This window comes from Nitrosopumilus maritimus SCM1 (genome assembly GCF_000018465.1).
GTDB classification, from domain to species: domain Archaea; phylum Thermoproteota; class Nitrososphaeria; order Nitrososphaerales; family Nitrosopumilaceae; genus Nitrosopumilus; species Nitrosopumilus maritimus.
Map to the genome: position 1 here is coordinate 1,619,358 of NC_010085.1, position 25,902 is coordinate 1,645,259.

The following is a 25,902-nucleotide window of genomic DNA, read 5'->3' on the forward strand; positions in this document are numbered from 1 at the left end:
TTGTCAAGATGGTCAGGTAAATTAAAAAAATTTCAGAATTAACTGGTTTTTGATGCTTTTATGGCATCTAATTCATCTTCAAAGAAGAATTTATCACCAAATGCAGGTTTTAGATCATCTAACCAAATTGCATTTTCATCATATTTTGCAAAAAATGGTTCTTTAATCCAATTTGGATTTCTACCTTGCAAAAATCTCAAAATTAGTAATTTTTCACCATTAATTTGTGTGGTTCCTACAACTTGGACTTTTCCTGGTGTTGCAGACATACTTGGTCCACGAACAGTTCTACCTAATCCACTAACAGTTGAGTAAGCCTGACTAAAGATTTCATATGCTTTGACTAAAGGCACACCAAAGTAATGTTGAGCTCCAGTATCTCTTACAACAAACATGTAGTAGGGGATACAACCAAGTTGAACTTGTTTTGTCCACATATTTGCCCACATTTCTGCATCATCATTGATATGAGCTAAAAGTGGAGATTGAGTTCTAATCTGGGCACCAGTTTTCCTTACTTCTTTGATTGCTGATTTTACAGCATTGGTAGATAATTCGTTTAGATGATTAAAATGTGCCATGAATGCAAGATGCAGACCACTGTCAGTGATCTTTTGGAAAACTTGTAACATTTCTTGGGAATCTGAATCAGTCAAAAATTTGTATGGCCAATAGGAGAGAGCTTTTGTTCCAATTCTAATAGTTTTGAGATTTGGTAATTTTGCTTCAATTAATGCATCAACATATTTTGAAAACATTTTTGCTTTCATTATCATTGGATCACCACCAGTGAAAAGAACATCAGAAATTTCAGGGTGTTCTGAAACATATTGAACAAGTTGTTCTCCCTCTTGCATTGCAAATTTCATTTCATCCATTCCCACAAACTGTGGCCATCGGAAACAAAAACTACAGTATGCATGGCAAGTTTGACTTTGACTTGGAAAGAATAAACAAGTCTCTTTGTATTTGTGTTGCATTCCATACAATTTTGTGCCATCTTTTAGAGTTGGAACATTTAGTTCCATCTGTCCAGCTGGATGAGGATTAAGTTGTAAGCGAATTTCATTTGCAACATTTGCTATTTCTTTTTTATCTGAAGTATTTTTTAGAGTATTTTCCATTTTTGCATAATGTTCTGGTTTTAACATTCCTCTCTGAGGAAATGTCAATACATACATTGGATCGTTTGGAATATCATTCCAATTAATTAATTGTTCAACAACATAGTTATTTGCCTTGAATGGTAAAACATTTCCCACAACTTCCATTTCAAATTGTTTTTCTTCAGAAATATTCTGAATTTGTGGAAGATCGCGAAAATTTGATAATGTATATGATTTTAGCGAAGGGGAATCATCCCAAACTGATTCTTGATAGGTCATTTAGTAAATAGTATGTTCACCCTTGTTAAAGGTTACAGGCTCAATACTATTAATTTTCTATAAATAATGATAATATGCCTTAACGTTTTATTCAAGAATATGAATTGGAGTAAAATGGTGACTAAATCTGGCTGAAGAAGACTTAACACAAATCTCTGTTGGTGAATTTGAAACAGTTTCTCAGTTATTAGCATCTTCGGAGTCACTTCAAATTGCATTTACAATAATGATTTTAGGAATTATTGGGATTGTTATAGGATATAGAAAATTTTCATCTTGGATAGGTTCTAAAAAGATCTATTATCAAAGACCACATTTTTCTAGATTTTTAAGAAGAGCTGTTCTGCCAGTTTTTGCAATTGCGTTAATTACAGCTATTAATATTCATGTACAAACTGGTGTACTGTTAGGAGAAGATTTTTCACTTGGGGTTGATGAAGGAGTTTCTCCACAAGAAATTTTTGCAAAAATTCTCAATACATTCAATATTTTGGTAATAGGCTATACAATTTCACATCTTGTTCCTATAGCTCTTACAAAATATGACAAATCTGGTTTAGAGAAAGAAGATTTTGATGCATGGTTTGAGATGAGAGGATTTATCGATGATAAAGATGGCTTGTTTCATAAACTCTACAAATGGCTTCCACCAAAAATGACTCCCGAAGACTTGACAGATGAAGAATTCAATGAAATGCTAAAATCAAAAGAAGGAATGAAAAAACTAGAAGAGTTTAGGACTGCGAAAGGAAATCCTATTGGTGGATATGAAAAGTTAGTTGACAATCCATTTGAAGAATGGAAAAAATCAGAGAGAGGTAAATATCAGAAATATTACCAAAATTGTGTCACTGGAAATAATCAATCTGGAAGAAAATTAAGACCGGGAGCAAAACCGGATGAGATATTTCCTATTGATATTTGGAGAGAAGAAAAAAGAACACACGGATATGAACCAATTATTCCAAGTAATCGTCCTCCAGGATATGCAAAGAAGAAAAGAGAAGGAATTCCAAGATCAGCAAAACAAATTCTGCCAATTGGAATTTTTATTGCAACAATTTTAGGAGTTGTTGCTTGGTGGGGTGTTGATTTAATTGTATTAGCTACTGCAACAGGTGGATTAGCAATTGGTTTAGGTTTAGCATTGCAAGAGACAATGCAGAACTATTTTGCTTATATTTTGATTAGAAAAGACAAGATTTTCGTTGAGGGTGAACGAGTACAACTAGATACAGGGTATAATGGGTATGTACACAAAATCACACCTAGAGTTACATATGTTAGAGATGCATTAAACGAATCAATCGCCATAATTCCTACAAGACAGTTAGTCAATGCACAGATTGTAAATTATACACAAGGAGTAAAGATGGTACCTGCAATTGTTGATGTAGGTGTTTCATATCTAAATGACCCAAAACAAGTTTCAGCAATTCTTGTTAAAGTAGGAAAACGTGCAATGAAAGAAGTTGTTGATGCTAAAGGAAGACACCTAATAAGACAACGAAGATGCCCTTATCTAGACATCAATAAACCAAGTTGTGGTTGTGACAAGGATATCCATATAGACATTAATCAACCAGTGATTAGATTTAATCAGTTTAATGATTCATCATTAGATTTCTCATTATGGGTATATGTTCGAGATTATGGAGCTCAATTCAAAACAAAAACAGACATGAGAATTATCATGTATGAAGAATTTAAGAGATACGACATTAGAATTCCATGGCCAATTAGAACAGTTTACCAAGGAGATGAAAAACGCGAACAAGAAGAGATTGACAGACTCAAGGAACAAAGAAAGAAGGTTATTGATGAATATGGTACAGGCGACATTGGTCGTGGAAGTGGAGAAGACGAATAGTTTTCTCAAAACTTAAGAGTCCCATTAATTCACATTTTCTTGTTGGGTAAACTATCAGTAATTTGTGGAAAATCCTCTGAAGATTTAGGAAAGAAATTAGCTAGAAAAATTAAAGCAAATTTGGTAAAATCAGAGGTAAGAATTTTTCCTGATGGAGAAAGTAAGATAACACTCAAGGGAAACATATCTAAAAGAAAATCAATTGTTGTCCAATCAATTTATCCACCTGTTGATACAAATCTTATCCAAGCATTATCATTAATCTCAAAAGCTAAAGAAACTTCATCTGAAGTAATTGTTGTAATTCCTTACATGGGATATGCAAGACAAGATAGAGAATTTTTGCCAGGAGAAATTGTTACCATGAAAGTTTTAGCAAAATTGTTCAAGGGTGCTGGTGCATCAAAACTAATTGCAGTAGATATTCACAGTTTAATTGGACTCAAATATTTCACCATAAAATCCAAAAATGTATCAGCTGTCCCAGATTTGGCAGCATATTTCAAGAAATTGAGCCTAAAAAATCCGTTAGTTGTTTCGCCTGATCAAGGTGGAAAAGAAAGAGCAAAAGAATTTGCCAAAGAAATGGGAATAGAATTCATTGCATTACAAAAGAAAAGGGATAGAAAAACTGGTAAAGTACAGATAAAAACAAAACAGGCTAATGTAATAGGGCGTGATCTGATTTTGGTTGATGATATGATCAGTACTGGTGGAAGCATAGTTAATGCAACAAAATTTCTTAAAAAAGAAAAATGCAAGAGAGTTTTTGTTGCATGTACACATGCACTATTGATGAATGATGCTGAAAAGAAAATAAAAAAATCAGGAGTTACAAAAATTATTAGTGCAAATACCATTCCAGGTAATACATCAATAGTTGATGTATCAAATACAATTGCAAAGGCAATAATATAATGCCAGAAAGTTTTTTTGTATTATCTAAAGAATATTTAGAGATTGCAATTGATGAGGTTATTACAATAGCAAAAACTTTTGATAGATTTTCTAAAATTAAAATTATTTCAAACTTAGTAATTATTCAATCAAAAACTAATTGGTATGAAATTTCAAAGAAAGCAACATTTGTAAAAACATCAGGACAAATATTACGAAAAATGTCTGGATTGTTTTTAGATGAAGGAAATTTTGAAATATTAAAAAATGCAAAAACATTCGTTTGTAGAATTATCAATTTATCTTCAAATCAGTTCGATATACCAGAATTGGAAAATTCCATGGGTGATATGATTTCAAAATTCTCTAATGCAAAAGTAAAACTTGAAAATCCAGACATTACAGTTTATTTGATTTTTACAAATAAAGAAAATTTTTTTGGGTTTTCCAAGATTACAAAGGAGAAAAAGAGACCAAAAAAGGCAATATCACAGCCACATGAATTAGATTGGAAATTAACAAGGGCAATGATCAATCTAGTTGGATTAAAAAAAGGAGAAACAGTATGTGATCCATTCTGTGGAACTGGTACAACGCTTCTAGAAGCTGAGTCAATGGGAATTCACGGAATTGGTCTAGATTTTGATGAAAAAATGGTTGAAATCACAAAAAAGAATCTCAAAGAAAATGGATACAAATCAAGAGTAATTCATTCAGATTTCCAAGAAATTAAGAACATGGCTGATGAATTTGACGGTATTGTAACAGATTTCCCATATGGAAAAAATACAAAAACATCAGAAAAACCTGAAGAGATCATTAAGAAATTTGTGACTATTGTACCAAAAAGAAAGAAGATGGCTATAATGTACAAAAAGGAATTGGGAGACAAATTGAAATTAAAAGGATTAAAAAAATATCAAATCTATAGGCATAAAAGCTTGACAAGGACAATTCTGATAAAATGAAACTTGTATTTCTTGGAACTTCAGCTGCACAACCAACTGAGAACAGAGGATTATCATGCATATGTTTAGAGAGAGAAGGTGAAGTTCTCATGTTTGATGCAGGTGAAGCCGCACAGATTTCATATATGAAATCAGGATTGGGTTGGAATAAAAAAATGAAAATATTTGTTACACATCTTCATGGCGATCATTGCGTAGGAATTTTAGGATTATTACAAACAATGTCTATGCAAAATAGAACAGAATCATTAGAAATTTTTGGTCCAAGTGGAATTGAAGAATTTATTGCAGCAAACATCAAAGTTTTGAATTTTGGGTTGTCATTTCCTATTTTGATCAATACAATAAAAGATGAAAAAATTTTTGAAGATGAAAAATTTTTAATCCGTACATGTAAAGCAAATCATTCTATTATTGCATTTTCTTATTTATTTGAAGAAAAAGACAAACCAGGAAGATTCAATGTTGAAAAAGCTAAGGAATTAGGAATACCTGAAGGTGAATTATGGAATAAGTTACAAAATGGAAATGAGATTACAGTTAATGAAAAAATAATAAAACCAGAACAAGTTTTAGGAGAAAGACGTCCAGGTAAAAAAATAGGGATTTCTGGAGATACAATGCCTACAAAAGAATTAGAAGAATTTTTTGAAGAGTGTGATTATCTTGTATTTGATTCAACATTTCTTGAGGCAGAAAAACAAAAAGCGCAAGATACGTGTCACTCAACTGCAAAACAAGCTGCAACAGTAGCAAAAAATGCAAAAGTAAAGAATCTGGTCTTAACACATTTTTCAGCAAGATACAGAGACGAAGTAGAACATCTAAGAGAAGCAAAAGAAATTCATGATTCAGTAATTACTGCAAAGGATCTTTTAGAAATAGAGATCAAATGAAAATGTTTGAATCAATTAAAGATCAAGTTAAGAATGCAAAAAAGATTGTTTTTGTTACTGGAGCAGGAATCTCACAAGAAAGTGGAATTCCCACATTTAGAGGCAAAGATGGTCTTTGGAGAAACTATGATGCCATGAAATTGGCTACAATTGACGCATTTTATGATGATCCAAAATTGGTTTGGGAATGGTATAATGAACGAAGACACAATATTTTTTCAGCAAATCCAAACCAAGGGCACAAAGCAATTGCCGAACTTGAAAAATTTGCAGATGTTGTCAGTTTGACACAAAATATTGATGGATTGCATCAAAAAGCAGGCAGTACCAAAGTTTTGGAATTACATGGAAGTATTGTAAAAATAAAATGTACTGTTTGTGATTTTAGTGATGAAATAATGACAGATTTTACAGAAAATCCACCTTTATGTAAATGTGGAAGTATTTTGAGGCCAGATGTTGTTTGGTTTGGAGAGTCTCTACCACAAGATGTTTGGCAAGAAGCAATAATTCATGCAAATCAATGCGATCTAATGATTATTGTAGGAACATCACTCGTAGTATCCCCTGCAAACACTTTACCAATATATGCAAAACAAAACAATGCAATGCTAATAGAAATTAATCCAGAAAATACTGAAATGTCATCAGAAATGGATCTTGTAATAAGAAACACTAGTGCTAATGCATTACCAGAATTTGTTTCGTTATTCAAAAATTTATGAAAATATACCACTAATGTTTGAATCCGATGAATCTCCAGGATTAAAAACTGATGAAGTTACAGTTCCATATTCTTCATGTTCCACAATCATGTCTATGAAATAAGGAATTCCTGCTGCATCATTTACAGTAGTTTCAAAGTTTGAAGAGAAAAATGTTCCAGAAAAAATTTCTTCTTGTTCTGATCGAAGTATAACATTAACACTATTTGTTTTTCCACTAGAATCAGAATACTGAAGTATGATATTTTCATCAGACATTTGTTTTGTAGATAATGAAAGTGTTTCATATACTAAAGGAGAAGAATTAGTTATGACTTGGCTTGATGATGAAGGTGGATTTAATGTAGAAATTTCATTTGATGATTTTTGTTTGTTCGAAGAACTTCCAGTAAACAAATTTTGTATAGATTCGACAGGATTAAAGTTTGAAACTTTTTCATGAATTATGTTCTGGGAAGTTTCTTTTACATCAGAAACTTCATTAGAAATTTTATCTCCTGTTTCATGAATTTCATTTGTTATAGCATCACTAGTTTTATCTACAATTTTATCAATGGACTCATCAATTCGGTTTTCTACAGCATTTGTTGCTTTAGTACCTATATTTGATATATCATTAGTAAGAGAATCGGTTATTGTTGCAGATGTGGTAGGGAAAAATGAATCAATTTCATTTGAGAAAATCATTCCTCCTAGAACAATTATTCCTGCAATTATGCCTAATTTTATGAACATTTGTTAATAATTCTAAAAAATGGATTTTAGATTCATACTAAAAAAAATAGTCAAAAATGATTGAATTTTCTTAGCTAGTTTTCATCTCCATACACAAACCAATCAATGATTTCATCAATTTTTGACGAAGTAAGTATAACTTTGATTGGGCCTAATGGAGATTCTTCAGATTCTTCACAAATGGCTATTTTTTCTACAAATGCAGCCTGTTTGTTTAGATAAAACCATGTTGAATCGTTTTTTAGATTTTTTTGAAGATTCCGTTTATAGGTTTTCTGAGATTGCTTTGAGTGAATTACTTCGTATATTTTTTCTAAAGAAGTTAGGTCTTTTGATTCAGCAGAAATTGAATAATTTTCAGTTTTAATGGTTGAATATGGAAAAATGTTTGAAATTGATTTTTGAGTTTTTTCTGGATCTTCAGATGGATTTACTGCACAAAACATTTCAATTTTACAATTAATATTTGGAATCTTCATAATACCCAACTTTGGATAATTTCATTTGCAGATTCTATTAATTCATCTTTAGTTAATCCAATATTTGAAATTGCATAATCAGATAACGCAATTGAATTACTAATTCCAACACCTAATTCACGATTATCTCTTTCTTCAAAATGTTCTTTTGTTTGAGGATCATCTGATCTACCTCTTTTTTGTAGAAAATCAAATCTAGTGTCAGTTGATGCATGAATAGCTAATAATTTTACATTTCCAATTTTTCTTAAGACTTCAATTTCATCATTTGAGCGAACACCGTCAATCAAAATCACATTAGAAGAAGAAGATTCAATTTGTGGTTTTATTAGTTCAGCAATTGCACCAGGTCCATTTTTCTCTCTAAGTTCAAGCATTAATTTTCCAAGATTTGATCTTGATGGTTCCAAATTTCTTTTTTTTGCTTCCTCCCTTACTGCATTTCCCATATTGACTATATCATAGCCTTTTGGTTTTAGTCCTTCAGCAATAGTAGATTTTCCAGCACCTGGCATGCCTGTCAAACACACAATTAGTTTTGTCATTGAATATCGAAAACCAAACTCGTCTATGAAGCTACCGGAAATCATTATAAAGATACATCAAGGAAAATTGTAATGCGAACTTTTGTGGCAATTGAGATTTCAGAAAATGACATAAAAAAATCTATTAAAGATTTTCAAAATAAATTACAAATTAATGCAAAGCCAATAAATTCAGATCAATTACATTTTACATTACAATTTTTGGGAGAAATTTCTGAAGAACAAGTGCAAAAAGTAATTGAATCACTACAAACAATCAAGTTTTCTGAATTTACCATAAACTTGAAAGGAATAGGAGCATTTCCCAAACCAAAATTTCCACGAGTGATTTGGATTGGAACAGATGAAGAAGGAGGGAAAAATCTGATTGAATTGGCAAAAAAAGTGGAAAATGTGCTTAAACCTCTAGGATTAGTTTCTGATAAACCATTCAAGCCACACATTACAATATTTAGAATTAAAAAGAAGATTGGAGATATGACAGAGGAATTGAATAAACAAAAGTTTATGGATTTTGGAATGCAAAAAATTTCTAGGATTATGCTGAAAAAAAGTGAACTTACATCTGATGGACCAATCTATTCTAATTTAGAGGAGGTAATTGCTGTAAAATGAAAAAAATTATTGCTAATATAATGAAGAATGTAATTCCAACAAAAACAATAGAAAAATCAAAAGAAGGAATTGCAAAAACAGCATTAGAATTAGTCAAAAAAGAAATTGAAAAATTTCCTGAAATTATAGGAGTAGAATTTGGTGGATCATTTGCTAAAGGCACATGGCTATCAAAAGATGCAGATGTAGATATTTTTGTTAGATTCAAAAAATCAATTTCAGAAGAGAAATTTGAAAAAATCTCTAAAAAAATTGGTTTTGATTCATTGAAGGAATTTTCTCCATATGTAAGATATTCTGAACACCCATATGTTGAGGCTAAAATGAAGGATACAAAGATCAATGTTGTTCCATTTTATGATGTAAAAGCAGGTGAATGGAAAAGTGCTGCAGACAGATCACCATTTCATACAAAATTCATGTCAAAATCATTAACACAAAAAATGAGAAATGAAGTTAGAATTCTAAAGACATTTCTAAAATCAAATGGAATCTATGGTGCAGAAATTGCAAAACAAGGATTTAGTGGGTATGTATCAGAAGTTCTAGTTTTACATTTTGGAAGTTTTGAAAATATGATAAAATCAATTTCTAAAATTGAAGAAAATCAAGTAATTGGAAAAACTTCAAAGAAATTTGATACATCTTTAGTAATAATTGATCCGATAGATAGTAATAGAAACTTGGCTGCTGCAATATCAGATGAAAATATTGGAAAATTTATTCTTGTTTGTAGGGCCTTTAAAGAAAATCCTAAATCTGATTTTTTTAAGAATAAAAAATCAAGAGTTTCAAAGAAGCACTGGGGAAATATATTATCTATTAAATTCAATTTCAAAATGAGAAGTCCCGATATAATTTGGGGACAGATAAAAAGAGCTACATCATCATTAAACACACAATTAGAATTAGCCGGTTTTACAGTACTAAGGAGTAGAGCATATACAGATCAACAAAAAGAAGCTTATCTCCTATTCCTTTTAGAATCAACAAAAATTTCTGATATTTATGCAAAAAGTGGACCAGAGTTTTTCAGGGAAGGCAGTTCGAAGAGTTTCATTTCGAAGAATCTTTCAAATGCAGAATTAGTATGGATAGGAAATAACAAAAAAATCATCTCTCTAGAAAAGAGAAAACACGTAGATGCCAGTAAATTTATGAGTGAATTTTTGAAAAATAATCTTCAAACAGGTATACCAAAGGGCCTCCAAGCTGATTTCAAACAAGGTTTCAAAATCACTATTGGAGAAAAAGGGTTAAGCAAATCAATTAAAGAGGTCGCAAGTGAATTGATCTCAACTGATGGCACACTCCTTCATTTCAATTAAGAAATTTGTGGATGAACCATACTCAGAAATTTTGGGATATCCAAAATCAACTCCACGTCAAACAAAGTCTAGAATTAATGAATTAGACAAATTAAAAATTAAATCAATTTCATTGACGGGTCCTACAACATTAGGAAAACTAGAGATTCTTGGAAAAGGATACGTGGGTGTAGTTGTTCTTGCAAAAAAAGGAAGTAGAGAAGTTGCATTAAAAATTAGAAGAATAGATTCGCAAAGAAAAGAAATGAAGAGTGAGGCCAAATTATTGAAGTTAGTAAATTCAGTAAATGTTGGGCCAAAAATGATTGATGTAAGCAAAAATTTTCTGGTGATGGAATACATTGAAGGAATCAAAATTGTTGATTGGGTAAATTCTCTCAAAGGGGTAGGTAGTGTAAAAAAATTGAAATCAACAATAAGAAAAGTTCTTGAAGATTGTTATAATTTGGATCAAATTGGTTTTGATCATGGAGAGTTAAGTAATATCTCAAAACATGTTATTGTTGGAAAAACAAAATCTACTCTAATAGATTTTGAGAGTTCTAGTGTTAAAAGAAGACCATCAAATGTTACATCAGTTACTCAAGCAATTTTTATTGGTTCAGGAATTGCAAAAAAAGTACAAAAAATTTACAAAAATCCACCAAAGGAGAAAATTATTGGTGCACTAAAACAATACAAACAAGAAAAATCTCTTGAAAATTTTGAAAATCTCTTGAAAATTTTGAAATTGTAATGGGACCGGCAGGATTTGAACCTGCGACCACTAGTCCCCCAGACTAGTATCATACCAAGCTAGACGACGATCCCTTGTCTCAGAGGCACAAAATGAAATTATTAAATCGTCGTATTAACAACCAAAAATTATGAAAATTTGTAATATTTGTCACAAGCTTTCTGCAACAGGAGAAGATCATATAGACTGCATTCAAAAACGAAGCATAGAGTTAGAAGCTGAAGATTTCAAAAATAATATTCCTGAAAAGCTAAATCTTTCTAAAAATGATAAAGATCTTGGTGTTGAAATGAAAGCTGTTTTAGAACATCTGGCAAGAGAAAAAGAAAATTCTGATTGATTAAAGCCATTTGGAAAGTCTGTCTTTTTCAAATTCTAATTTACTTGAAAGATTTTCAGAAGTTTGTTCAGAAATACTAGTAGAAGGTTCTGGTTGTGAAAACATATCAACTTCAATAATTGATGCTGTTTCTCGTCCTGATTCAATAAAACATCCTCCCTTTCCATCAAATAATTCAGATTCTTCTTTTGATTGAAGTTTTGATACAATATTTTTTGCAACAGTTATACCCTCACCTTCTGCAAAAATTCCAGCTTTTGGTACTGCTTTATTTTCTGTGACTACTAAACTGGTAACATCACCAACTGCAAATACATCTTCAAATGGAGTTTTACAATCTCTATCTATTTGAATAAATCCAGATTCTTTAGCCAATCCAGAATCATAGATTACTTTTGGTGCAATATGAGGTGGAACAGCTAAAAGTAAATCAAATTCAGCTTCGCCATTTTCAAAAATTAATTTGTTTGATTCAACTGATTTTATTTTAGATGAATTGTGAAAAGTAATTTTTTCAGAGTTCACTAACTCAAGAATTTTTTTGCTAACTTCTGGGCCAGCTGCAGGTAATGTAATTGGAGCTGGGCTGTAAAAGTCAATTTGAACAGAATCACGCACTCCACGTTTTCTGAGCATGGAATCTATCAATAAACTGGCCTCAAATGGTGCTGGAGGACATTTGTACGGCATTCCCATTATAGAAATGGCAATTTTTCCAGAATCAATATTTTGGAGTTTGTTGTGAATTTCTGAAAGTTGATTGTGATCATATAGATTGAACCCATTTTCTGTTAATCCAGGAATTTTTTGTGGAGCTAAAACTGCACCTAATGATATTACAAGAAAATCATAAGAGATGTCTTCTTGTTTAGTCTTGACATTTTTGTTTTGAAGATCAATTGACAGTATCTCATCTTGTATGAAGTTGATTTCTTTTTTTTCTAACTGATTTAGGTGACCAATAGAATTTTCAAATGTTCGTGTTCCATTTATTATCCATAATTTTGCAAATCCCACCATAAACCAGTCTTTTTTATCAATAATTGTGATTTTGACCTGTGAAGATGACAATGAGTTTCTAATCTCATTTGCAGTAGCAAGTCCACCAAAACCTCCTCCTAAAATTACAACGTGTGGAATATCTGTCAAGTTAACGTTCTTGTGTTGTAGGTCTTATCAGGATTTCATTGACATTAACATAAGATGGTGAGTCTACTGCATACAAAATGGCATTTGCTATATCTTCAGCATGTAAAGCTTCCATCTTTGCTGCATTTTCTACAAATCCCTTTAAGGATTCATCAGTGATTGTGTTATTGAGTTCTGTATCCACAACACCAGGTTCAATACTTGTTACTCTAATGTTTGAACGTATACTGAATTCTTGTCTTAATCCCTCACTAAATGCTGCAACTGCATGTTTTGTTGCACAATACACACTACCAGCAGGAAAGACAATTCTTCCTGCTACAGAGGACAAATTAACAATATGACCAGATTTTTTTTCTTTCATGTGTGTAATTACTGCTGCAGTAGAATACAATACGCCTTTGATATTCACATCAATCATTCTGTCCCATTCATCTACTTTGAGATTTTTGAAGAAGCTTAGAGGCATGAGTCCTGCGTTATTTACTAAAATATCAATAGAATTCCATTTTTCTAAAACAGCTTTTGCAAAATCATCACATTCTGATTTTTGTGTGACATCTAATTTTTGATAAAATATTTCTCCACCATTTTCAGTAATTTTGTTTGCAAGTTCCTCTAATCTATCAACTCTTCTGGCACCAATAGCAACTTTTGCACCTGCTTTTGATAATGCTAAAGCAGTGGCAAATCCAATACCACTACTAGCTCCAGTAATTATTGCTACTTTATCTTTAATCAATTAATCACACTGAATTTTGACATCGTAAAAATGTTTAGTCTAGAAAAATAATTCTCAAAAAAATACTGGCAACTTTATTAAAAGAAAAATAGTAAATGAATTTGTGAAGTCTGAAAAGTGTGCATATTGTGGGGATTTAACAGATTTGCCATTCCAATGCAATTACTGCAAGGATCCATTTTGTTCAGAGCATAGACTTCCTGAAGAACATAGATGTGTAAAATTAAGTCAGATTAGAGCAAAACGATTTGGTGAAAAAAAAGTTATCAGAGACGGAGGAAGAGATAGGCCAAATATTTTTAGAAGAATTTTTGGACGTTTTTAATAAGGACTTTTTTCCGGAGAAATTTTTGCACGTCTTCCCTGATAAATTAATGCAATAGCAAGTGCAAACATCACTAATGCAGTTAATGGGAAGTTTTGAGGTGCTGGCAAAATGAACCAATAATAAACTCCAAAACCAATTGAGACTACAGCCTGTGTCCACAATTTTGCCCACTTGGGAGCTTTGACTACTCTACTAATTCCCTCAACAATAAAAATTCCAATTACAGGATAAATTGTATAAAAAAGAAAATCGATTACGTCAACACCTGTATGAGACATCTAATTAGAAATGAATTAGGTATAATTTCTATCTAATCTTCCAAACGAACTTTTGTGGCTGCGTTTTTAGCAATTAATGCCTGTGCATTTTCATATGGAATGGTTGCAATATCTTCAATTTTAAACGGACCATACTTCTCCAGATCAGCACCTACAATTTCATCTACTTCTTGCAAAAATCTTACTGCAATTTTCTTTGTTTTGTGATTTTGAGACAAGGATTCAAGGAATTTTGATTTTCCGTTAATTGTAGCTGAGAGAATCATTTCTTTTCGGTCGTTTTCTTCTTCTTGTGAATCAAGAATGAATTTTTCTTCATCTAAAAGAAAACCGATCTCAAGGTCTTTTGATTTTGAAATTTTTTCCAATCTGACATTTATGAGTAGAGAGGTCAATTCGGTGGCCATTTCTATCATAGTATCTTTGATTTTACTTTCAACACCATCAAATTCTTGTTTTTTTAGATTTCCTATAAAGTCAGATAGATTTCTGTAAAAGTTAGGATCGATTTCTAGTAGGGATTCATCTTCGGTTTCTCGTAAAACAGTATGATGTAGATAGTTGATATCGATTTGATTTGTCTCGGACATTTCCTACCTAATCCTTAAATGCTGGATGTATTTGTGTTTGATTGAAGCATAAATTGCCCTATAAAGTCAGTCACGGAAAAGCAATTCAAGTATCATATTCACCTGACGAAGTTTTCTCAAGAATTCAACACGAAGGAATTCAATTCATTGATCTTCAATTTACAGGTCTAACTGGTCATTTCCACCATACCACAATTTCTGCCAATACATTTACTCCTGAACAAATGAGAGACGGTCTACCAAAATTAGATGGTTCATCAATTATTGGATTTACAAGTATTGATGATTCAGATTTGCTTCTAAAACCTGATCCTAATACATTTGCAATAATTCCATGGATGACTGAAAACAAGACAGCTAGATTACTTTGTGATGTTTATTGGGGAGAAAACAGAGGTAGGTTATCAAGAGATCCAAGAGGAATTTCACAAAAAGCAGAAGAATACATCAAAACACAAGGATTTGATTTTAGTACATGGGGACCAGAAGTAGAGTTTTTTGTTTTTGATAAAGTTCATTGGGATGTTCTAACACCATACAAAGGACAATCTTATTCAATTGAATCTAAAGAAGCTCCATGGAATCAATCAGGTGATGGATATCCTATGGGATTACAAGAAGGATACTATCCTAGTACACCTGCAGATACCCTTACACCATACAGAAATGAATGTGTGAATATTCTCAATAAGAATTTTGGAATTTTATGTGACAATCATCACCATGAAGTAGCAACAGCAGGACAATGTGAGATTGATATCAAGTATGATTACATGACAAATGCAGCTGATGCTGCACAATCATACAAATACGTAATTAGAAACGTTGCTCAAAAATATGGCAAAGTTGCAACAATGATGCCAAAACCAATTGCAATGGATTCAGGTTCGGGAATGCACGTTAATGTTAGTTTATGGAAAGGAACAGAAAATGCATTCTATGATCCAGATGATGAAATTGAATTGAGCCAACTTGGAAGATATTTTTGTGGCGGAATAATCAATCACGCAAAAGCATTATCAGCAATTTGTAATCCAACCACAAACTCCTATCACAGATTAGTTCCAGGTTATGAGGCTCCAGCATATATTGCATGGAGTTCTGGAAATCGTTCAGCAATAGTTAGAGTTCCAAAACATTTGAAAGGTAAGAATTATGCAAATCTAAAGAGACTTGAATTCAGAGCTCCTGATCCATCATCCAATCCGTATCTTGTATTTGCAGCAGTAACTGCAGCAGGTATGGATGGAATTAAGAAGAAGATGGATCCTGGAGATGAGGTTCGTGATGACATATTCAAGATGACAAAAAGTGATAGAAACAAGAGAGGAATTGGGGTTCTTCCAAAGAGTCTAGGAGAAGCACTTGACGAGCTGGAAAGTGATAGAAAATTCCTTAATCCAATTTACACAAATGATGTAATTGATAAAATCATTGAATTAGAAAGAAGAGATCAACGTGAGATTTCAATCAGACCACATCCACACGAATTTTATTTGTACTTTGATGTTTAGATTCGTCCACTCATTTCAAAAATATAGTATAATGAAACTGCCATTAGAGTAAATCCACTTCCAAGAAATATCTCTCTTCTTTTCTCAGATGTTGCAGCTTTGTATAATAGCACTCCACCTGCAAGACCTACAAACAATATCAAGACTCCCACAACAACATTATCAAAACTTGTGTTAGTGATTAGTGGATGAAAAAATCCTGAAAGTAATACAAAGAATGCAACCAAGTACACATACTTGAATCCAGAAAGAAGTTTTGATGAGGTTTCATTCAATGCTGTTCGTAAAGTTAGTTATCAAATAAACTTTTGAAAAAAATTGCAAAATAATTTACATCATACCGCCCATGTCAGGCATTCCACCCATACCGCCCATTCCAGGCATTCCAGGTGGCATTCCGCCCATTCCAGGTGGCATTCCGCCTTCTCCACCACCAGGTGGACCACCAGCAGATTTCTGAGTAGCGATTACATCATCAATTCTAAGAATCATACATGCAGCTTCAGCAGATGCTGAAACAATCTGAAGTTTTACTGCAAGAGGTTCAATAATATCACTAGATTTCATGTTAGCAATTTTTCCTTTCATAACATCAATACCTGTCCATTTCTCACCTTTTTGTTGTTTTGAACGCAACAGGGTAAGAGTATCAATTGGATCCATTCCAGCATTCTCTGAAAGTGTTAATGGAATTGCTTCTAAAGCATCAGCAAATTTTTCTGCAGCTAATTGTTCTCTACCTTCAAGAGATTTAGCCCAGTTTCTAAGTTTTGTAGCGGCATATGTTTCAGGGGCGCCTCCACCTGCTACAATTTCTGGTTTTTCAATTACATCTTTTACAACCATTAAAGCGTCATGAACAGAACGTTCTACTTCATCAACAACTCTTTGTGAGCCACCACGTAGAAGTAATGTTACAGATTTTGGATGTTTACATCCTTCAACAAATACCCATTTGTCTTCCTCAATCTTTCTTTCCTCAACAAGGTCAGCACTACCAAGATCTTTTTCAAAGAGATCATCAAGGTTTGTGACTATTCTTGCGCCTGTTGCTTTTGCTAGTTTTGTCAAGTCACTTTCCTTAATTCTTCTAACAGCTATAATTCCGGCTTTTGCCAAGTAATGTTGTGCCATGTCATCAATTCCTTTTTGACACAAAACTACATTTGCACCAGAACCGATAACTTTGTCAACCATTGTTTTTAGCATTCTATTTTCTTCATCTAGAAATGATTTCAATTGTTGAGGATTTGAAATGTTAATCTTAGCATCGGTTTCAGTTTTACTGATTTCTAGGGCAGTGTTAATCAAAGCAATTTTTGCTTCATTGATCTTTCTAGGCATTCCTCCATGAACAATTTCTTTGTCCAAAACTATACCCTGAACAATCATAGAGTCCTTTATTGAACCACCTGCTTTCTTTTCAACTTTAATGTCATCAATATCAACATCATAACTTTCAGAGTCTTTTTCTGCAACAGCAAGAACCGATTTTACAATAATGTCTGCAAGTTGATCAGAATCTTTTCTAACAAGTTTTGTTTGCATAGAAGTTTTTGCAATTTTATTGAGAATATTCTTATCATTTGGAGAAATTTTATCAGATATACTTTCAAGAAATTGCTTGGCTTTTCTTCCAGCCTTTCTATAACCATCAACAATAATTGTTGGGTGAACATCTTGATCAATTAATGACTCGGCATTCTCAAGTAAGGCTCCTGCCAAAACCACGGCAGAAGTTGTTCCATCTCCAACTTCATTGTCAGTTGTTTTAGAAATCTCAACGAGCATTTTTGCTGCTGGGTGTTGAACATCAATTTCTTTGAGAATTGTTGCTCCATCATTTGTAATAGTAACATCTCCTAGGGAATCAACTAGCATCTTATCCATGCCTCTAGGACCTAAACTGGTATGAACAATCTCAGCAACTATCTTTGATGCAGCAATGTTGTTCTTTTGTGCATCTCTACCTTTAGTTTCTGAACCACCTTCTTTGAGCAATACGACGGGCATATTTCCTTTAGAAGTAGCTTGCATAGCCATTGATGCAAAAATTCCAGATTCCCCTTTTATACCTTCCAGATCAAGAGTGGTGGGTTTGACAGTCTATCGGTGTTTTTAAATTGGGAAAATCAGGTTGCAAAATATGGCAAAATCACAAAATAAAGAATCTTACAATAAAATTTTCGCAAAATTAAAAGAACATCACAAATGGTTTGAGAACTCAATTCCATTAATTGCCAGTGAAAATATTCCTAGTCCTGCAGTTAGAGAAGCAGTAATCTCAGATTTTGGCAATAGGTATGCTGAAGGCTGGCCTGGAGAAAGAGTCTACGCGGGTTGTATCTACATTGATGATGTAGAGTTTGAATGCATGAAATTAGCCAAAAAACTCTACAAAGCAAAGTTTGCTGATGTAAGACCAATTTCAGGTGTAGTAGCAAATCTCGCTGTATATTCTGCTTATTCAAATCCAGGTGATGTTATGCTAGCACCATCTATTCCAGCTGGAGGCCATATCTCACATGGTAAAAAAGAACATTCTGGAACTGCTGGATTAGTTCATGGTTTGGAAATTGAATTTTATCCATTTGATGCTGAAGAAATGACAATCGATGTTGACAAGACAAAACAGAAAGTAAAGGAATTAAAGAAAAACAATAGACTACCAAAAATTGCAATGTTTGGAGGCTCGTTGTTCTTATTCCCACATCCAGTCAAAGAACTTTCAGATTTTCTAAAGAGTTATGATATGCATATCAATTATGATGCAGCGCATGTTGCAGGACTAATTGCAGGAGGAAAATTCCAAGATCCACTAAAAGAGGGAGCAGATACAATGACTATGAGTACTCACAAGACATTATTTGGTCCACAAGGTGGTTTGGTTTTAGGTTCTGAAAAACATGAAGAACCAATCAAAAAAGCAACATTTCCAGGACTGACAAGTAGTCATCACATCAACAATATGGCAGGAAAAGCAGTTGCATTTGCTGAAGCATTAGAGTTTGGAAAAGATTACGCTGCTCAAGTCATAAAGAATGCAAAATCATTTGCTGAAGCATTAAGTGATGCTGGATTCAAAGTATTAGGTGAAAGCAGAGGATTTACACAATCACACCAAATTGCTGTCAACGTCTTGGATTATTCAGATGGCGGTAAAGTTGAGGCAGATTTAGAGAAGGCCAACATAATTGTAAACAGACAACTAATTCCAGGAGACATCAAAGCTGGAAGAAATTATTTCCATCCGGGTGGAATTAGATTAGGAGTTTCAGAAATTACTAGACTTGGAATGAAGAAAAATGAAATGCAAGAAATTGCTTCCTTCATCAAACAAGTAGTAATAGAGAAGAAGGATCCTAAGAAATTGCTTTCCAAAGTAAAGTCATTTAGAAAGAACTACCAGAAGGTAAAATTCTGTTTTGACAACAAATTAGGTGCTTACGAATACGTCAAATTGCGATAATTCAGGCATAATCAGTAAGAAGTGACTGGTCACCTGGGCTTTTTCCAAATACTAGTTCAATTTCATCAGAAAGTGCATGAATACGTCCTCTTTGATATTCACTAACATCATACTTGTCAACAAGTCTTTTTGCAAGTTTTAGATATTTTTCTACAGAACCACGAGTTATTGTTGGAATTAGTTTATGCCCACAAACACAAGTTTGGATTAATGGCATACGACGATAGGATTTGCCACATCCAGTACACCTAAAGTTTTGTCTTGCATATGCTCTCAGATTTCCCATAATGTCTGGTACTAGATGAGTTGAGATAACATCTGAAACAATTTCTGAAGTATTTACAGCATCAATCAGTTCAGCATTTCTAACTTGCATATCGAATTTGTCAAGCATTGAGCCAAGAGTGGAATATGCACTACGTGATTTTGAAGTTGTAAGCGATGAGGTAGTATGTGTAAAATGATAATCATAAAACTGTCTTTCTGTCTCAAGTCTAGATTTGATGATTTCAACAGATGAAATGTCCGGTGCTTTGGCTTGTTGAAGTGTTGATTCAAAAAATTCTAAAGGCAATGATTTTGTTACCTCAAGATTATGGGCTTGTGGCTGGGATTCATGTGGTAAAACAAGAGGTTGAACAAGTAGTGGTGCATCCATCAATCCACCAATCGCATCTGAAAGGAACTGTCTTGAGAAATTCAAAAGACTATCCATCAACAGCATTATAGAATCAGCATCACCGTCTGCGTCTCTTCTTTTTGCAGAATGCCAATTGGGAGTTGCAAAACATACATGGGTTTCAGAATATCCAATGATTCTACCTACAATTCCAACTGATGTATGAGGAGCAAGACCAATTATCAGATGTCCAATCAATTCCTCAGAGTTGGTTACATTGTAAAATGAGGTTTTTCCATAGAATTTTTCTAAAAGAGTATCAATGTATTTGCAAATCGAAACAAGATACTTGCCACTTTCATATGGAATTATCACATCTTGCATTCGAAGTTCAACTATCTGCTCTGGATCTTCAAGTGGAATTCCATCAACATCATGAGAGTATCCCAATTCTTTGAGTTTCTCAACAGAGGTTCCAATCCAAGAGGGTTTGAATTGAGTTAGAGGAGAATTTGTTGCATCAAATCTAACAGTTCCATCCTTAAAGACTGTCAGTCCAAAGTTTTGACGAACCAATCCTTTTTCCAGAGGTTCAGCAATCTTATCTTGACTGATTAATTCTTTGACTCCTTTGAAGGGTTCTTGGGCACGTAGGCGAATTTTTTCTTGAGCTTCTAGAAGTTTTGATTTTAGGGGAAATTCCTTATGAGAATAGGCTAGAGCGTTTCGTTTGCATTTTTCACAAAAAGATTCTTCGAGTGAATCTCTGCAATGTGGGCACCTATAGGTGACAGTGGTCTTTGTGCCACATTTTGAACATTTAATCCCAATTGACGGGATATTACATTGATTACAATGCCTATTGTAAATACTGGTGAAAAAGTGCTCATTTCTAGATGCCTTTAGAAGATCTCGTGTAGGTCCTCCTTTGTCACTAATTGGGAATAATACGTGTGTTGGTGGTTTCATCTGTCTAGGGGCAGATTTCTCAGGTCTTCCAATTCGTACTCCAATAGATGTAGAGAATTTGTTTCTAATTTTGATTCCAGAAGATTTTGAGATAATTTGAGGAACAGAAGAATCATCAATTGTTGGTTCTTCTCTAAACAACAAATTAAAGAAAATTTTTGCTTCAGTATTTTCAAGAATAATACTGTCATTTTTGACGATATGTGGAACTCCTAATTTTTCAAGAATTTTCTTTGTTTGTGGAGAGTACTCTACTGATGTTTCATTGATTGTTTTGGGATTCAAAAGTAGTCCAAGTTCTTCAGCAGATAGCTTATCCCAATAATACAGGTAATGAGGATGAAGAGTCATATCAAAATCAATCGAGATTTTTAATGCCTCATCTATTGTAGGAATTCTATTGAGAAATCGAGTCAGATAATGGTCTTCAGGCTCGTATTTCGCAATTTTTTGTTTTAATTCCTCAATCCAATATTCTTCTACATATCCTGATGGAACAAGTTGTGCGTTATTTTCTAGGAAATCACCAAAAGATATCAGAATATCTCCAAGGTGAAGTATTTTTTCAATGTCATTTTTGATTTCTATTCCATGTTTTACATCTCTAATTTTTACAACACTGCCATCTTTCAAACGAACTACAGGAGTTTCAATCGAATCAACAAATGCTACTGTTGAGCCTTTTCCTGGAATGTCAATCTTAATTTGAGTTCCAACTGCAATTGTGTGATCAAGTATTTCTGCAACTACAGGATGAAGTCCAACTGCGGCAAAACCAGTATTGCATGCTCGTCCATATCTTAGTCGGAATCCTCCTAGTCTGTTAGGCATAGAAAGGACTGATCTGCCTGTAATTACCTCATGCATTCTTTTGGTAGCTGCATCCTCCTGTTTTTCACCAGTCTGAACAGCACCCTTTAGGTCATTAAGCCACTCCCAACCATCAAGATTGTACATTTCAATTCTTTTGAGTAGTTTCTTGGATCTTCCAATAAGACCATCATTTAGGACACGTAAGGCACCTCCCCTTACTCTATCAGTTTTGATTCGCGCCATAGATTTGTGATTTACAACCTCATAAGGGTCAGTATCAACACCGTCTAGCTCTACTGGAAGATTGGAAATCACATGTTCAATATCTTCATCTAGGATATGGAATTGAAAACTACTAGCCTCTCTTTCATAGATTCTTAACTCCTCAACAAATCGACCTGTTTCATCATCAAATGAATTGGCCTGGAATTTTGATAGTCCTGCTGTCTTTCTGACATGATCTGCAATCAACATAGTTACGGCAGATTCTGTTCCTCCAGCAGAACGCATAGGACCTGCAATGGAAACTGAAAGATATTCAGAACCATCCTTGTTTTTTTTAATCTTTACCTCACTAATTCCTTGCAACGGAGCAATTGTGACTCCTTCTGTAACAATTGCCAATCCAACACGTACTGCCAGATCAAGTTTTTCTTCCAAAGTAGAATCAGGAAGTGAGTATTTTCCCTGTGCAATCTCTTTTGATAGAATTAATGCAGAGAGTTCTTTTCCGTTAGTTTTTAGAAGTTCTCGAAGTGGTTCAGCGATATCAATTTCGTGCATTTTTGCTACACGATCAGCCAGATCAAATGCGATTTTCGGCTCTATTATGCCGGAAGAGTCAACTAGGCTTGATTTTGCAGATGCAGCAGTCTCAAAAATGTTGTATGTTTCTGTAGATAGACTAGAGTAGTAATCAGAATAGTAATCAGGCATCTTAATGCCACTAATACGAGAAATTGCGTCGTTTTCAGACATATAGAGTATTATTACTTGCTTCTTTGAATTGCTTTTGTTATTTCTTCGAGTTTCTTGAGACTTCCACCTTTCTCAAGGAAAGTGCCAATTACTAAGGCATCAGCTCCTGCTTTAACCAAGTTTTGGGCGGTTTTTACGTCCTTTATCCCACCACCTACAATCAAAAATCCGTTAAACAACTGTCTAACAGTCTTGACCATCTCTGGTGTAACACTAGATTTTGCACCAGAACCTGCCTCAAGATAGACAAATCTCATTCCAAGAAATTGAGCTGCAAGTGCATAGGCTGCAGCAATTTTGGGCTTTTCAAATGGGATTCCTCTTGCAGAACCAACAAACCAAGCAGTTGTACCATCTCCTATTACCAGATATGCTGTAGGAAGAGGCTCTAAACCAAATTTTAGAACACTTGGTGCACCTAGGGCCTGTGCTTGTGTGATAAAGTATGGGTTTTCTGAGTTCATTAAGGAACTAAACAAAATGGCATCAGCGTCAGGCACAACCCCCGTAACATTGCCAGGAAAGAGGATTATTGGTATTTTGATGCCTTTTTTGATGCCTTTTACCACCTGAGCCATCTCTATCTGATCTGTAGCAGACGAGCCACCAACCAAGATTGCAGACGCCCCAATCTTTTCGACATCTTTTGCTAGTTTAGCAGATGCCTCTAGATTTGATACCTCTGAATCTATTAGAACAAACAATAATGCATTTTTCTTTTTTAATTCTGATTTTAGGAATGTTTCAACTTTATTTCCAGCCATAGAAATGGTTCGTATGTGGCTCTTTAAAGTTTAATTGGAATGCCATTATACAGATTTGTATAGCTATGTCGGAGTTTGAAGGATCTAATTTTAACAATATTATTAGGAAAATTATCAAAAAATCTTTGTTTACAGAGCGACAAATTGAAATTATTTTAAATCAGAAGAATCTTCTTGAGTTAGAGTTTTCAATTTCAAAAGGTGCGTATTATAGGCAAGTTGGGCAGTCTAGAGAGAAATTAGTCTCATTATTCTACTCAATCATACTTTTACGCGGTTTAGGCATCATTTTACCTGATGATATTGATGTGATATCCAAGTTATCTGAGCAGATTAGTGTGATAAATGAGAGTGATATATTCCCAGAAAGGGAGGAAGAGGTCATTAATGTGATAGATAGGCTCGTAAGACAGGCATGTAGTATGTGATGTTGTGATAATTGTTCAGTTCAATTAGTTGAGTTGTTTGTGACAATGTGTGTGAGTTTGTTAATCTAAAGTGTGAAATAATGTTGTTCTATCACGATAAATCACAATGCAGGCATAAAATTTGTGATGTTAATAGAGATTCCTGACCCAGAAGTGATTTTGAGTGTGATATTAGCCTTCATTGTGGGTTTGGGAGGTTTGTATGGATACTATAAGATTCGACCATTCATCAAATCTAAGAGTGAGATGGTTGATACATCACAATCTGAGCGTTTAGAATACTATGAAAGGCAATTAATTGATATGAAAATACGCTTAGATGCATTAGAAATACAGGGAATTGAGCAGAAAACAGAGGATCCAAATTTGGAATTAAAACAATTCTTGGAAAAATTAGCAAAGAATGAAGTCCAAGAAAAGGAAGTTGTAACATCACAAGAGCCAGAAAAAGTTCCTGAAAAACCAGTTTCCACGCCTAAAATTACCAATATTGAGCACACAAATCCTACCAATTACGTGTTGCATCTAATCACAAACAAAGCTATGACATCACGTGACATACAAATCACATTAAAGAAGAGTAGAGAGCATACTTCAAGACTGATGAAGAAGTTGTTTGAAGAGGGTCTTGTTCAAAGAAACACTGAATCTAAACCATACACATATTCCATTACTGAAAAGGGAATAGCAAAGGTTGGAGAAGTTGAAACAAATCCAACTGTTGCCTAAAAGATATATTTCGAGTTTTTCCAAAGTCATTTTACATAATTTTACGCAAAAAATACTATTTTTGATTATTAATTATAATTAACATATTTTATTAAATTATATATATTATTAATTTATAGTCATAATATGTCCATTCAAGAAAATGAAGTTTTGGTAAAAATCACATCTGCTGGGACAATTTCTATCCCAAAACAGTTTAGAAAGTATATGGACATCCAAAAAGGTGAATATGTAAAATTAATTCTTGGAAAAGACCGTTTGATTGTTAGAAAAATCACTATATCTTGATTGGTTTAGTGTTGTTTTTGGCTGATTTTTATGGTTTGATATGTCCATTCTCTACCATTTCTAGTCCTATCTACCCTACCTTTTGAGGAAAATCTTGAGAGATATGTGGAAATTACACTAAGTTTGATAGGTTCGTTGAATTCATCCTCATATTTTTCAAGAATGTTAGTTGATGTGAATTTGCCCATAGGGAAGAACTTGTCAATAATATGCCAAATTTTAGAGCCTACAGAATCTATGTTAGTTGTGGTTTCCTCTTCTTCAATATTCATCAAGTCCATCATCTCAAATATTTTCAAGACTTTGTCCCTGGTTACATTACCTTCAAGTTTGATATCATAACGTGCACCGTCAGAGTCTTCCATGTCTATACGAATACGTTTTTTGGCCATGTTAGGATCTATTCGATCTGATGTTAACAGTTCAAATGATCCGCGAAAATTTGTTAACTAAATGGTTTGTTAACATTGACTGTGTAAGCCACGCCTAGTTATTTTTTTGTTATTAACAATTAGTCGTGTATAAGCCCCCTAAATTAAGAAATATTCATGCCTGGAGTGGAAATAAAGGGGTTAGATTTGAGATATTCACAATGTTAACGTCAATTTTAACGCCTGGAGTGGAAATTAGGGGGTCAAAATAGGGTTTTTGGGAGTTTTCTTAACATCAAATTAACATGGTTGTTAATTTCCAGTGGAACCCACACACCAATATTTCCACTCTTC

The 25,902-nt window shown here is 33.6% G+C and carries 28 protein-coding genes and 1 tRNA gene; 15 read left to right on the top strand and 14 right to left on the bottom strand.

Annotated features, from left to right (window positions below):
• Nucleotides 1-38: 38 nt before the first annotated feature.
• Complete coding sequence (locus tag NMAR_RS09465; protein ID WP_012216154.1) at nucleotides 39-1,385, bottom strand: KamA family radical SAM protein; 1,347 nt, start codon at nucleotides 1,383-1,385, stop codon at nucleotides 39-41.
• Between the two features lie 226 nt (nucleotides 1,386-1,611).
• On the opposite strand from NMAR_RS09465, the gene NMAR_RS09470 reads away from it, so the two are divergent.
• Genes NMAR_RS09470 through NMAR_RS09490 form a run of 5 tightly spaced genes read left to right on the top strand, consistent with a single transcriptional unit; the run spans nucleotide 1,612 to nucleotide 6,741 of the window.
• A complete protein-coding gene (locus NMAR_RS09470; protein WP_012216155.1) occupies nucleotides 1,612-3,255 on the top strand; it encodes a mechanosensitive ion channel family protein in 1,644 nt (547 codons plus the stop codon).
• 42 nt (nucleotides 3,256-3,297) lie between these two features.
• A complete protein-coding gene (locus NMAR_RS09475) occupies nucleotides 3,298-4,173 on the top strand; it encodes a ribose-phosphate diphosphokinase (RefSeq protein ID WP_148680362.1) in 876 nt (291 codons plus the stop codon).
• A complete protein-coding gene (locus NMAR_RS09480) occupies nucleotides 4,173-5,120 on the top strand; it encodes a TRM11 family SAM-dependent methyltransferase (RefSeq protein ID WP_012216157.1) in 948 nt (315 codons plus the stop codon). Before NMAR_RS09475 ends, NMAR_RS09480 begins: the two co-directional genes overlap by 1 nt.
• Nucleotides 5,117-6,016, top strand: a complete 900-nt coding sequence (gene rnz / locus NMAR_RS09485; protein WP_012216158.1) for a ribonuclease Z — start codon at nucleotides 5,117-5,119, stop codon at nucleotides 6,014-6,016. Before NMAR_RS09480 ends, rnz begins: the two co-directional genes overlap by 4 nt.
• Before the next feature lie 2 nt (nucleotides 6,017-6,018).
• Nucleotides 6,019-6,741, top strand: a complete 723-nt coding sequence (locus tag NMAR_RS09490; RefSeq protein WP_148680363.1) for an NAD-dependent protein deacylase — start codon at nucleotides 6,019-6,021, stop codon at nucleotides 6,739-6,741.
• On the opposite strand, the gene NMAR_RS09495 is transcribed toward NMAR_RS09490, so the two are convergent.
• From NMAR_RS09495 to NMAR_RS09505, 3 genes are all read right to left on the bottom strand, one after another.
• Entirely contained in the window at nucleotides 6,736-7,476 is a 741-nt protein-coding gene (locus NMAR_RS09495; RefSeq protein WP_012216160.1) for a hypothetical protein, read from the bottom strand. The genes NMAR_RS09490 and NMAR_RS09495 overlap by 6 nt on opposite strands.
• A gap of 74 nt (nucleotides 7,477-7,550) precedes the next feature.
• Entirely contained in the window at nucleotides 7,551-7,955 is a 405-nt protein-coding gene (locus tag NMAR_RS09500; RefSeq protein ID WP_012216161.1) for an RNA-binding domain-containing protein, read from the bottom strand.
• Nucleotides 7,952-8,500, bottom strand: a complete 549-nt coding sequence (locus tag NMAR_RS09505; protein ID WP_148680262.1) for an AAA family ATPase — start codon at nucleotides 8,498-8,500, stop codon at nucleotides 7,952-7,954. The genes NMAR_RS09500 and NMAR_RS09505 overlap by 4 nt, the downstream gene beginning before the upstream one ends.
• A gap of 72 nt (nucleotides 8,501-8,572) precedes the next feature.
• Between NMAR_RS09505 and thpR the strand changes: the two genes are divergently transcribed.
• From thpR to NMAR_RS09520, 3 genes are read left to right on the top strand one after another with little or no spacing between them, the layout of a single operon-like run.
• Entirely contained in the window at nucleotides 8,573-9,115 is a 543-nt protein-coding gene (gene thpR, locus NMAR_RS09510) for an RNA 2',3'-cyclic phosphodiesterase (protein WP_012216163.1), read from the top strand.
• Nucleotides 9,112-10,443, top strand: a complete 1,332-nt coding sequence (cca, locus tag NMAR_RS09515) for a CCA tRNA nucleotidyltransferase (protein WP_012216164.1) — start codon at nucleotides 9,112-9,114, stop codon at nucleotides 10,441-10,443. The genes thpR and cca overlap by 4 nt, the downstream gene beginning before the upstream one ends.
• Entirely contained in the window at nucleotides 10,418-11,179 is a 762-nt protein-coding gene (locus tag NMAR_RS09520; protein ID WP_012216165.1) for an RIO1 family regulatory kinase/ATPase domain-containing protein, read from the top strand. Before cca ends, NMAR_RS09520 begins: the two co-directional genes overlap by 26 nt.
• Here NMAR_RS09520 and NMAR_RS09525 read toward each other — a convergent pair.
• Nucleotides 11,180-11,253 (bottom strand) — tRNA-Pro (locus tag NMAR_RS09525).
• 56 nt (nucleotides 11,254-11,309) lie between these two features.
• Here NMAR_RS09525 and NMAR_RS09530 point away from each other — a divergent pair.
• Nucleotides 11,310-11,519, top strand: a complete 210-nt coding sequence (locus NMAR_RS09530; protein WP_012216166.1) for a hypothetical protein — start codon at nucleotides 11,310-11,312, stop codon at nucleotides 11,517-11,519.
• On the opposite strand, the gene NMAR_RS09535 is transcribed toward NMAR_RS09530, so the two are convergent.
• Both NMAR_RS09535 and NMAR_RS09540 read right to left on the bottom strand, forming a co-directional pair.
• Nucleotides 11,520-12,668 (bottom strand): NAD(P)/FAD-dependent oxidoreductase, encoded by a 1,149-nt coding sequence (locus NMAR_RS09535; protein ID WP_012216167.1) that lies wholly within the window; start codon nucleotides 12,666-12,668, stop codon nucleotides 11,520-11,522.
• 1 nt (nucleotide 12,669) lies between these two features.
• Complete coding sequence (locus NMAR_RS09540; protein WP_012216168.1) at nucleotides 12,670-13,410, bottom strand: SDR family oxidoreductase; 741 nt, start codon at nucleotides 13,408-13,410, stop codon at nucleotides 12,670-12,672.
• A gap of 103 nt (nucleotides 13,411-13,513) precedes the next feature.
• Between NMAR_RS09540 and NMAR_RS09545 the strand changes: the two genes are divergently transcribed.
• Nucleotides 13,514-13,735, top strand: a complete 222-nt coding sequence (locus NMAR_RS09545) for an AN1-type zinc finger domain-containing protein (RefSeq protein ID WP_012216169.1) — start codon at nucleotides 13,514-13,516, stop codon at nucleotides 13,733-13,735.
• Here NMAR_RS09545 and NMAR_RS09550 read toward each other — a convergent pair.
• Nucleotides 13,732-14,016 (bottom strand): hypothetical protein, encoded by a 285-nt coding sequence (locus tag NMAR_RS09550; RefSeq protein ID WP_012216170.1) that lies wholly within the window; start codon nucleotides 14,014-14,016, stop codon nucleotides 13,732-13,734. The two genes, NMAR_RS09545 and NMAR_RS09550, sit on opposite strands and share 4 nt — an antisense overlap.
• Before the next feature lie 32 nt (nucleotides 14,017-14,048).
• The gene (locus NMAR_RS09555; RefSeq protein ID WP_012216171.1) at nucleotides 14,049-14,606 is read right to left on the bottom strand and encodes a DNA replication complex subunit Gins51; all 558 of its coding nucleotides are present in this window, start codon (nucleotides 14,604-14,606) and stop codon (nucleotides 14,049-14,051) included.
• Nucleotides 14,607-14,659: 53 nt separating this feature from the next.
• Here NMAR_RS09555 and glnA point away from each other — a divergent pair, with 53 nt between their 5' ends.
• Nucleotides 14,660-16,120, top strand: coding sequence for a type I glutamate--ammonia ligase (gene glnA, locus NMAR_RS09560; protein WP_148680263.1), 1,461 nt, complete (start codon nucleotides 14,660-14,662; stop codon nucleotides 16,118-16,120).
• Here glnA and NMAR_RS09565 read toward each other — a convergent pair.
• Nucleotides 16,117-16,395 (bottom strand): hypothetical protein, encoded by a 279-nt coding sequence (locus NMAR_RS09565; protein WP_012216173.1) that lies wholly within the window; start codon nucleotides 16,393-16,395, stop codon nucleotides 16,117-16,119. The two genes, glnA and NMAR_RS09565, sit on opposite strands and share 4 nt — an antisense overlap.
• Nucleotides 16,396-16,450: 55 nt before the next feature.
• Nucleotides 16,451-18,163 carry a thermosome subunit beta gene (thsB, locus tag NMAR_RS09570; RefSeq protein ID WP_012216174.1) on the bottom strand — a complete coding sequence of 571 codons (1,713 nt, stop codon included), beginning with the start codon at nucleotides 18,161-18,163 and terminating at the stop codon, nucleotides 16,451-16,453.
• A 103-nt stretch (nucleotides 18,164-18,266) separates the two neighbouring features.
• Here thsB and NMAR_RS09575 point away from each other — a divergent pair, with 103 nt between their 5' ends.
• Nucleotides 18,267-19,589 carry a serine hydroxymethyltransferase gene (locus tag NMAR_RS09575; protein ID WP_012216175.1) on the top strand — a complete coding sequence of 441 codons (1,323 nt, stop codon included), beginning with the start codon at nucleotides 18,267-18,269 and terminating at the stop codon, nucleotides 19,587-19,589.
• A 1-nt stretch (nucleotide 19,590) separates the two neighbouring features.
• Here the strand turns inward: NMAR_RS09575 and NMAR_RS09580 are convergent, their stop codons facing one another.
• Complete coding sequence (locus NMAR_RS09580; RefSeq protein WP_012216176.1) at nucleotides 19,591-22,968, bottom strand: DNA polymerase II large subunit; 3,378 nt, start codon at nucleotides 22,966-22,968, stop codon at nucleotides 19,591-19,593.
• 11 nt (nucleotides 22,969-22,979) lie between these two features.
• Nucleotides 22,980-23,732 carry a phosphoglycerol geranylgeranyltransferase gene (locus NMAR_RS09585; RefSeq protein ID WP_012216177.1) on the bottom strand — a complete coding sequence of 251 codons (753 nt, stop codon included), beginning with the start codon at nucleotides 23,730-23,732 and terminating at the stop codon, nucleotides 22,980-22,982.
• Nucleotides 23,733-23,797: 65 nt separating this feature from the next.
• Here NMAR_RS09585 and NMAR_RS09590 point away from each other — a divergent pair, with 65 nt between their 5' ends.
• The 3 genes from NMAR_RS09590 to NMAR_RS09600 all read left to right on the top strand — a co-directional run bounded on the left by NMAR_RS09590 (nucleotide 23,798) and on the right by NMAR_RS09600 (nucleotide 25,177).
• Complete coding sequence (locus NMAR_RS09590; RefSeq protein WP_012216178.1) at nucleotides 23,798-24,160, top strand: hypothetical protein; 363 nt, start codon at nucleotides 23,798-23,800, stop codon at nucleotides 24,158-24,160.
• Between the two features lie 126 nt (nucleotides 24,161-24,286).
• Nucleotides 24,287-24,889: a winged helix DNA-binding protein gene (locus tag NMAR_RS09595; RefSeq protein WP_012216179.1), complete on the top strand. Its 603-nt coding sequence runs from the start codon at nucleotides 24,287-24,289 to the stop codon at nucleotides 24,887-24,889.
• Between the two features lie 126 nt (nucleotides 24,890-25,015).
• Entirely contained in the window at nucleotides 25,016-25,177 is a 162-nt protein-coding gene (locus NMAR_RS09600) for an AbrB/MazE/SpoVT family DNA-binding domain-containing protein (RefSeq protein ID WP_012216180.1), read from the top strand.
• 5 nt (nucleotides 25,178-25,182) lie between these two features.
• Here the strand turns inward: NMAR_RS09600 and NMAR_RS09605 are convergent, their stop codons facing one another.
• Nucleotides 25,183-25,569, bottom strand: coding sequence for a hypothetical protein (locus NMAR_RS09605; RefSeq protein ID WP_012216181.1), 387 nt, complete (start codon nucleotides 25,567-25,569; stop codon nucleotides 25,183-25,185).
• Nucleotides 25,570-25,902 lie beyond the last annotated feature (333 nt).

Bases quoted from the DNA above. Each gene is read 5' to 3' on its own strand.
- NMAR_RS09465 (WP_012216154.1), bottom strand. From the start codon at position 1,385: ATGACCTATCAAGAATCAGTTTGGGATGATTCCCCTTCGCTAAAATCA.
- NMAR_RS09470 (WP_012216155.1), top strand. From the start codon at position 1,612: ATGATTTTAGGAATTATTGGGATTGTTATAGGATATAGAAAATTTTCA.
- NMAR_RS09480 (WP_012216157.1), top strand. From the start codon at position 4,173: ATGCCAGAAAGTTTTTTTGTATTATCTAAAGAATATTTAGAGATTGCA.
- rnz (WP_012216158.1), top strand. From the start codon at position 5,117: ATGAAACTTGTATTTCTTGGAACTTCAGCTGCACAACCAACTGAGAAC.
- NMAR_RS09490 (WP_148680363.1), top strand. From the start codon at position 6,019: ATGTTTGAATCAATTAAAGATCAAGTTAAGAATGCAAAAAAGATTGTT.
- NMAR_RS09495 (WP_012216160.1), bottom strand. From the start codon at position 7,476: ATGTTCATAAAATTAGGCATAATTGCAGGAATAATTGTTCTAGGAGGA.
- NMAR_RS09500 (WP_012216161.1), bottom strand. From the start codon at position 7,955: ATGAAGATTCCAAATATTAATTGTAAAATTGAAATGTTTTGTGCAGTA.
- NMAR_RS09505 (WP_148680262.1), bottom strand. From the start codon at position 8,500: ATGACAAAACTAATTGTGTGTTTGACAGGCATGCCAGGTGCTGGAAAA.
- thpR (WP_012216163.1), top strand. From the start codon at position 8,573: ATGCGAACTTTTGTGGCAATTGAGATTTCAGAAAATGACATAAAAAAA.
- cca (WP_012216164.1), top strand. From the start codon at position 9,112: ATGAAAAAAATTATTGCTAATATAATGAAGAATGTAATTCCAACAAAA.
- NMAR_RS09520 (WP_012216165.1), top strand. From the start codon at position 10,418: ATGGCACACTCCTTCATTTCAATTAAGAAATTTGTGGATGAACCATAC.
- NMAR_RS09530 (WP_012216166.1), top strand. From the start codon at position 11,310: ATGAAAATTTGTAATATTTGTCACAAGCTTTCTGCAACAGGAGAAGAT.
- NMAR_RS09550 (WP_012216170.1), bottom strand. From the start codon at position 14,016: ATGTCTCATACAGGTGTTGACGTAATCGATTTTCTTTTTTATACAATT.
- NMAR_RS09555 (WP_012216171.1), bottom strand. From the start codon at position 14,606: ATGTCCGAGACAAATCAAATCGATATCAACTATCTACATCATACTGTT.
- thsB (WP_012216174.1), bottom strand. From the start codon at position 18,163: ATGGCTATGCAAGCTACTTCTAAAGGAAATATGCCCGTCGTATTGCTC.
- NMAR_RS09575 (WP_012216175.1), top strand. From the start codon at position 18,267: ATGGCAAAATCACAAAATAAAGAATCTTACAATAAAATTTTCGCAAAA.
- NMAR_RS09580 (WP_012216176.1), bottom strand. From the start codon at position 22,968: ATGTCTGAAAACGACGCAATTTCTCGTATTAGTGGCATTAAGATGCCT.
- NMAR_RS09585 (WP_012216177.1), bottom strand. From the start codon at position 23,732: ATGGCTGGAAATAAAGTTGAAACATTCCTAAAATCAGAATTAAAAAAG.
- NMAR_RS09590 (WP_012216178.1), top strand. From the start codon at position 23,798: ATGTCGGAGTTTGAAGGATCTAATTTTAACAATATTATTAGGAAAATT.
- NMAR_RS09595 (WP_012216179.1), top strand. From the start codon at position 24,287: ATGTTAATAGAGATTCCTGACCCAGAAGTGATTTTGAGTGTGATATTA.
- NMAR_RS09600 (WP_012216180.1), top strand. From the start codon at position 25,016: ATGTCCATTCAAGAAAATGAAGTTTTGGTAAAAATCACATCTGCTGGG.
- NMAR_RS09605 (WP_012216181.1), bottom strand. From the start codon at position 25,569: ATGGCCAAAAAACGTATTCGTATAGACATGGAAGACTCTGACGGTGCA.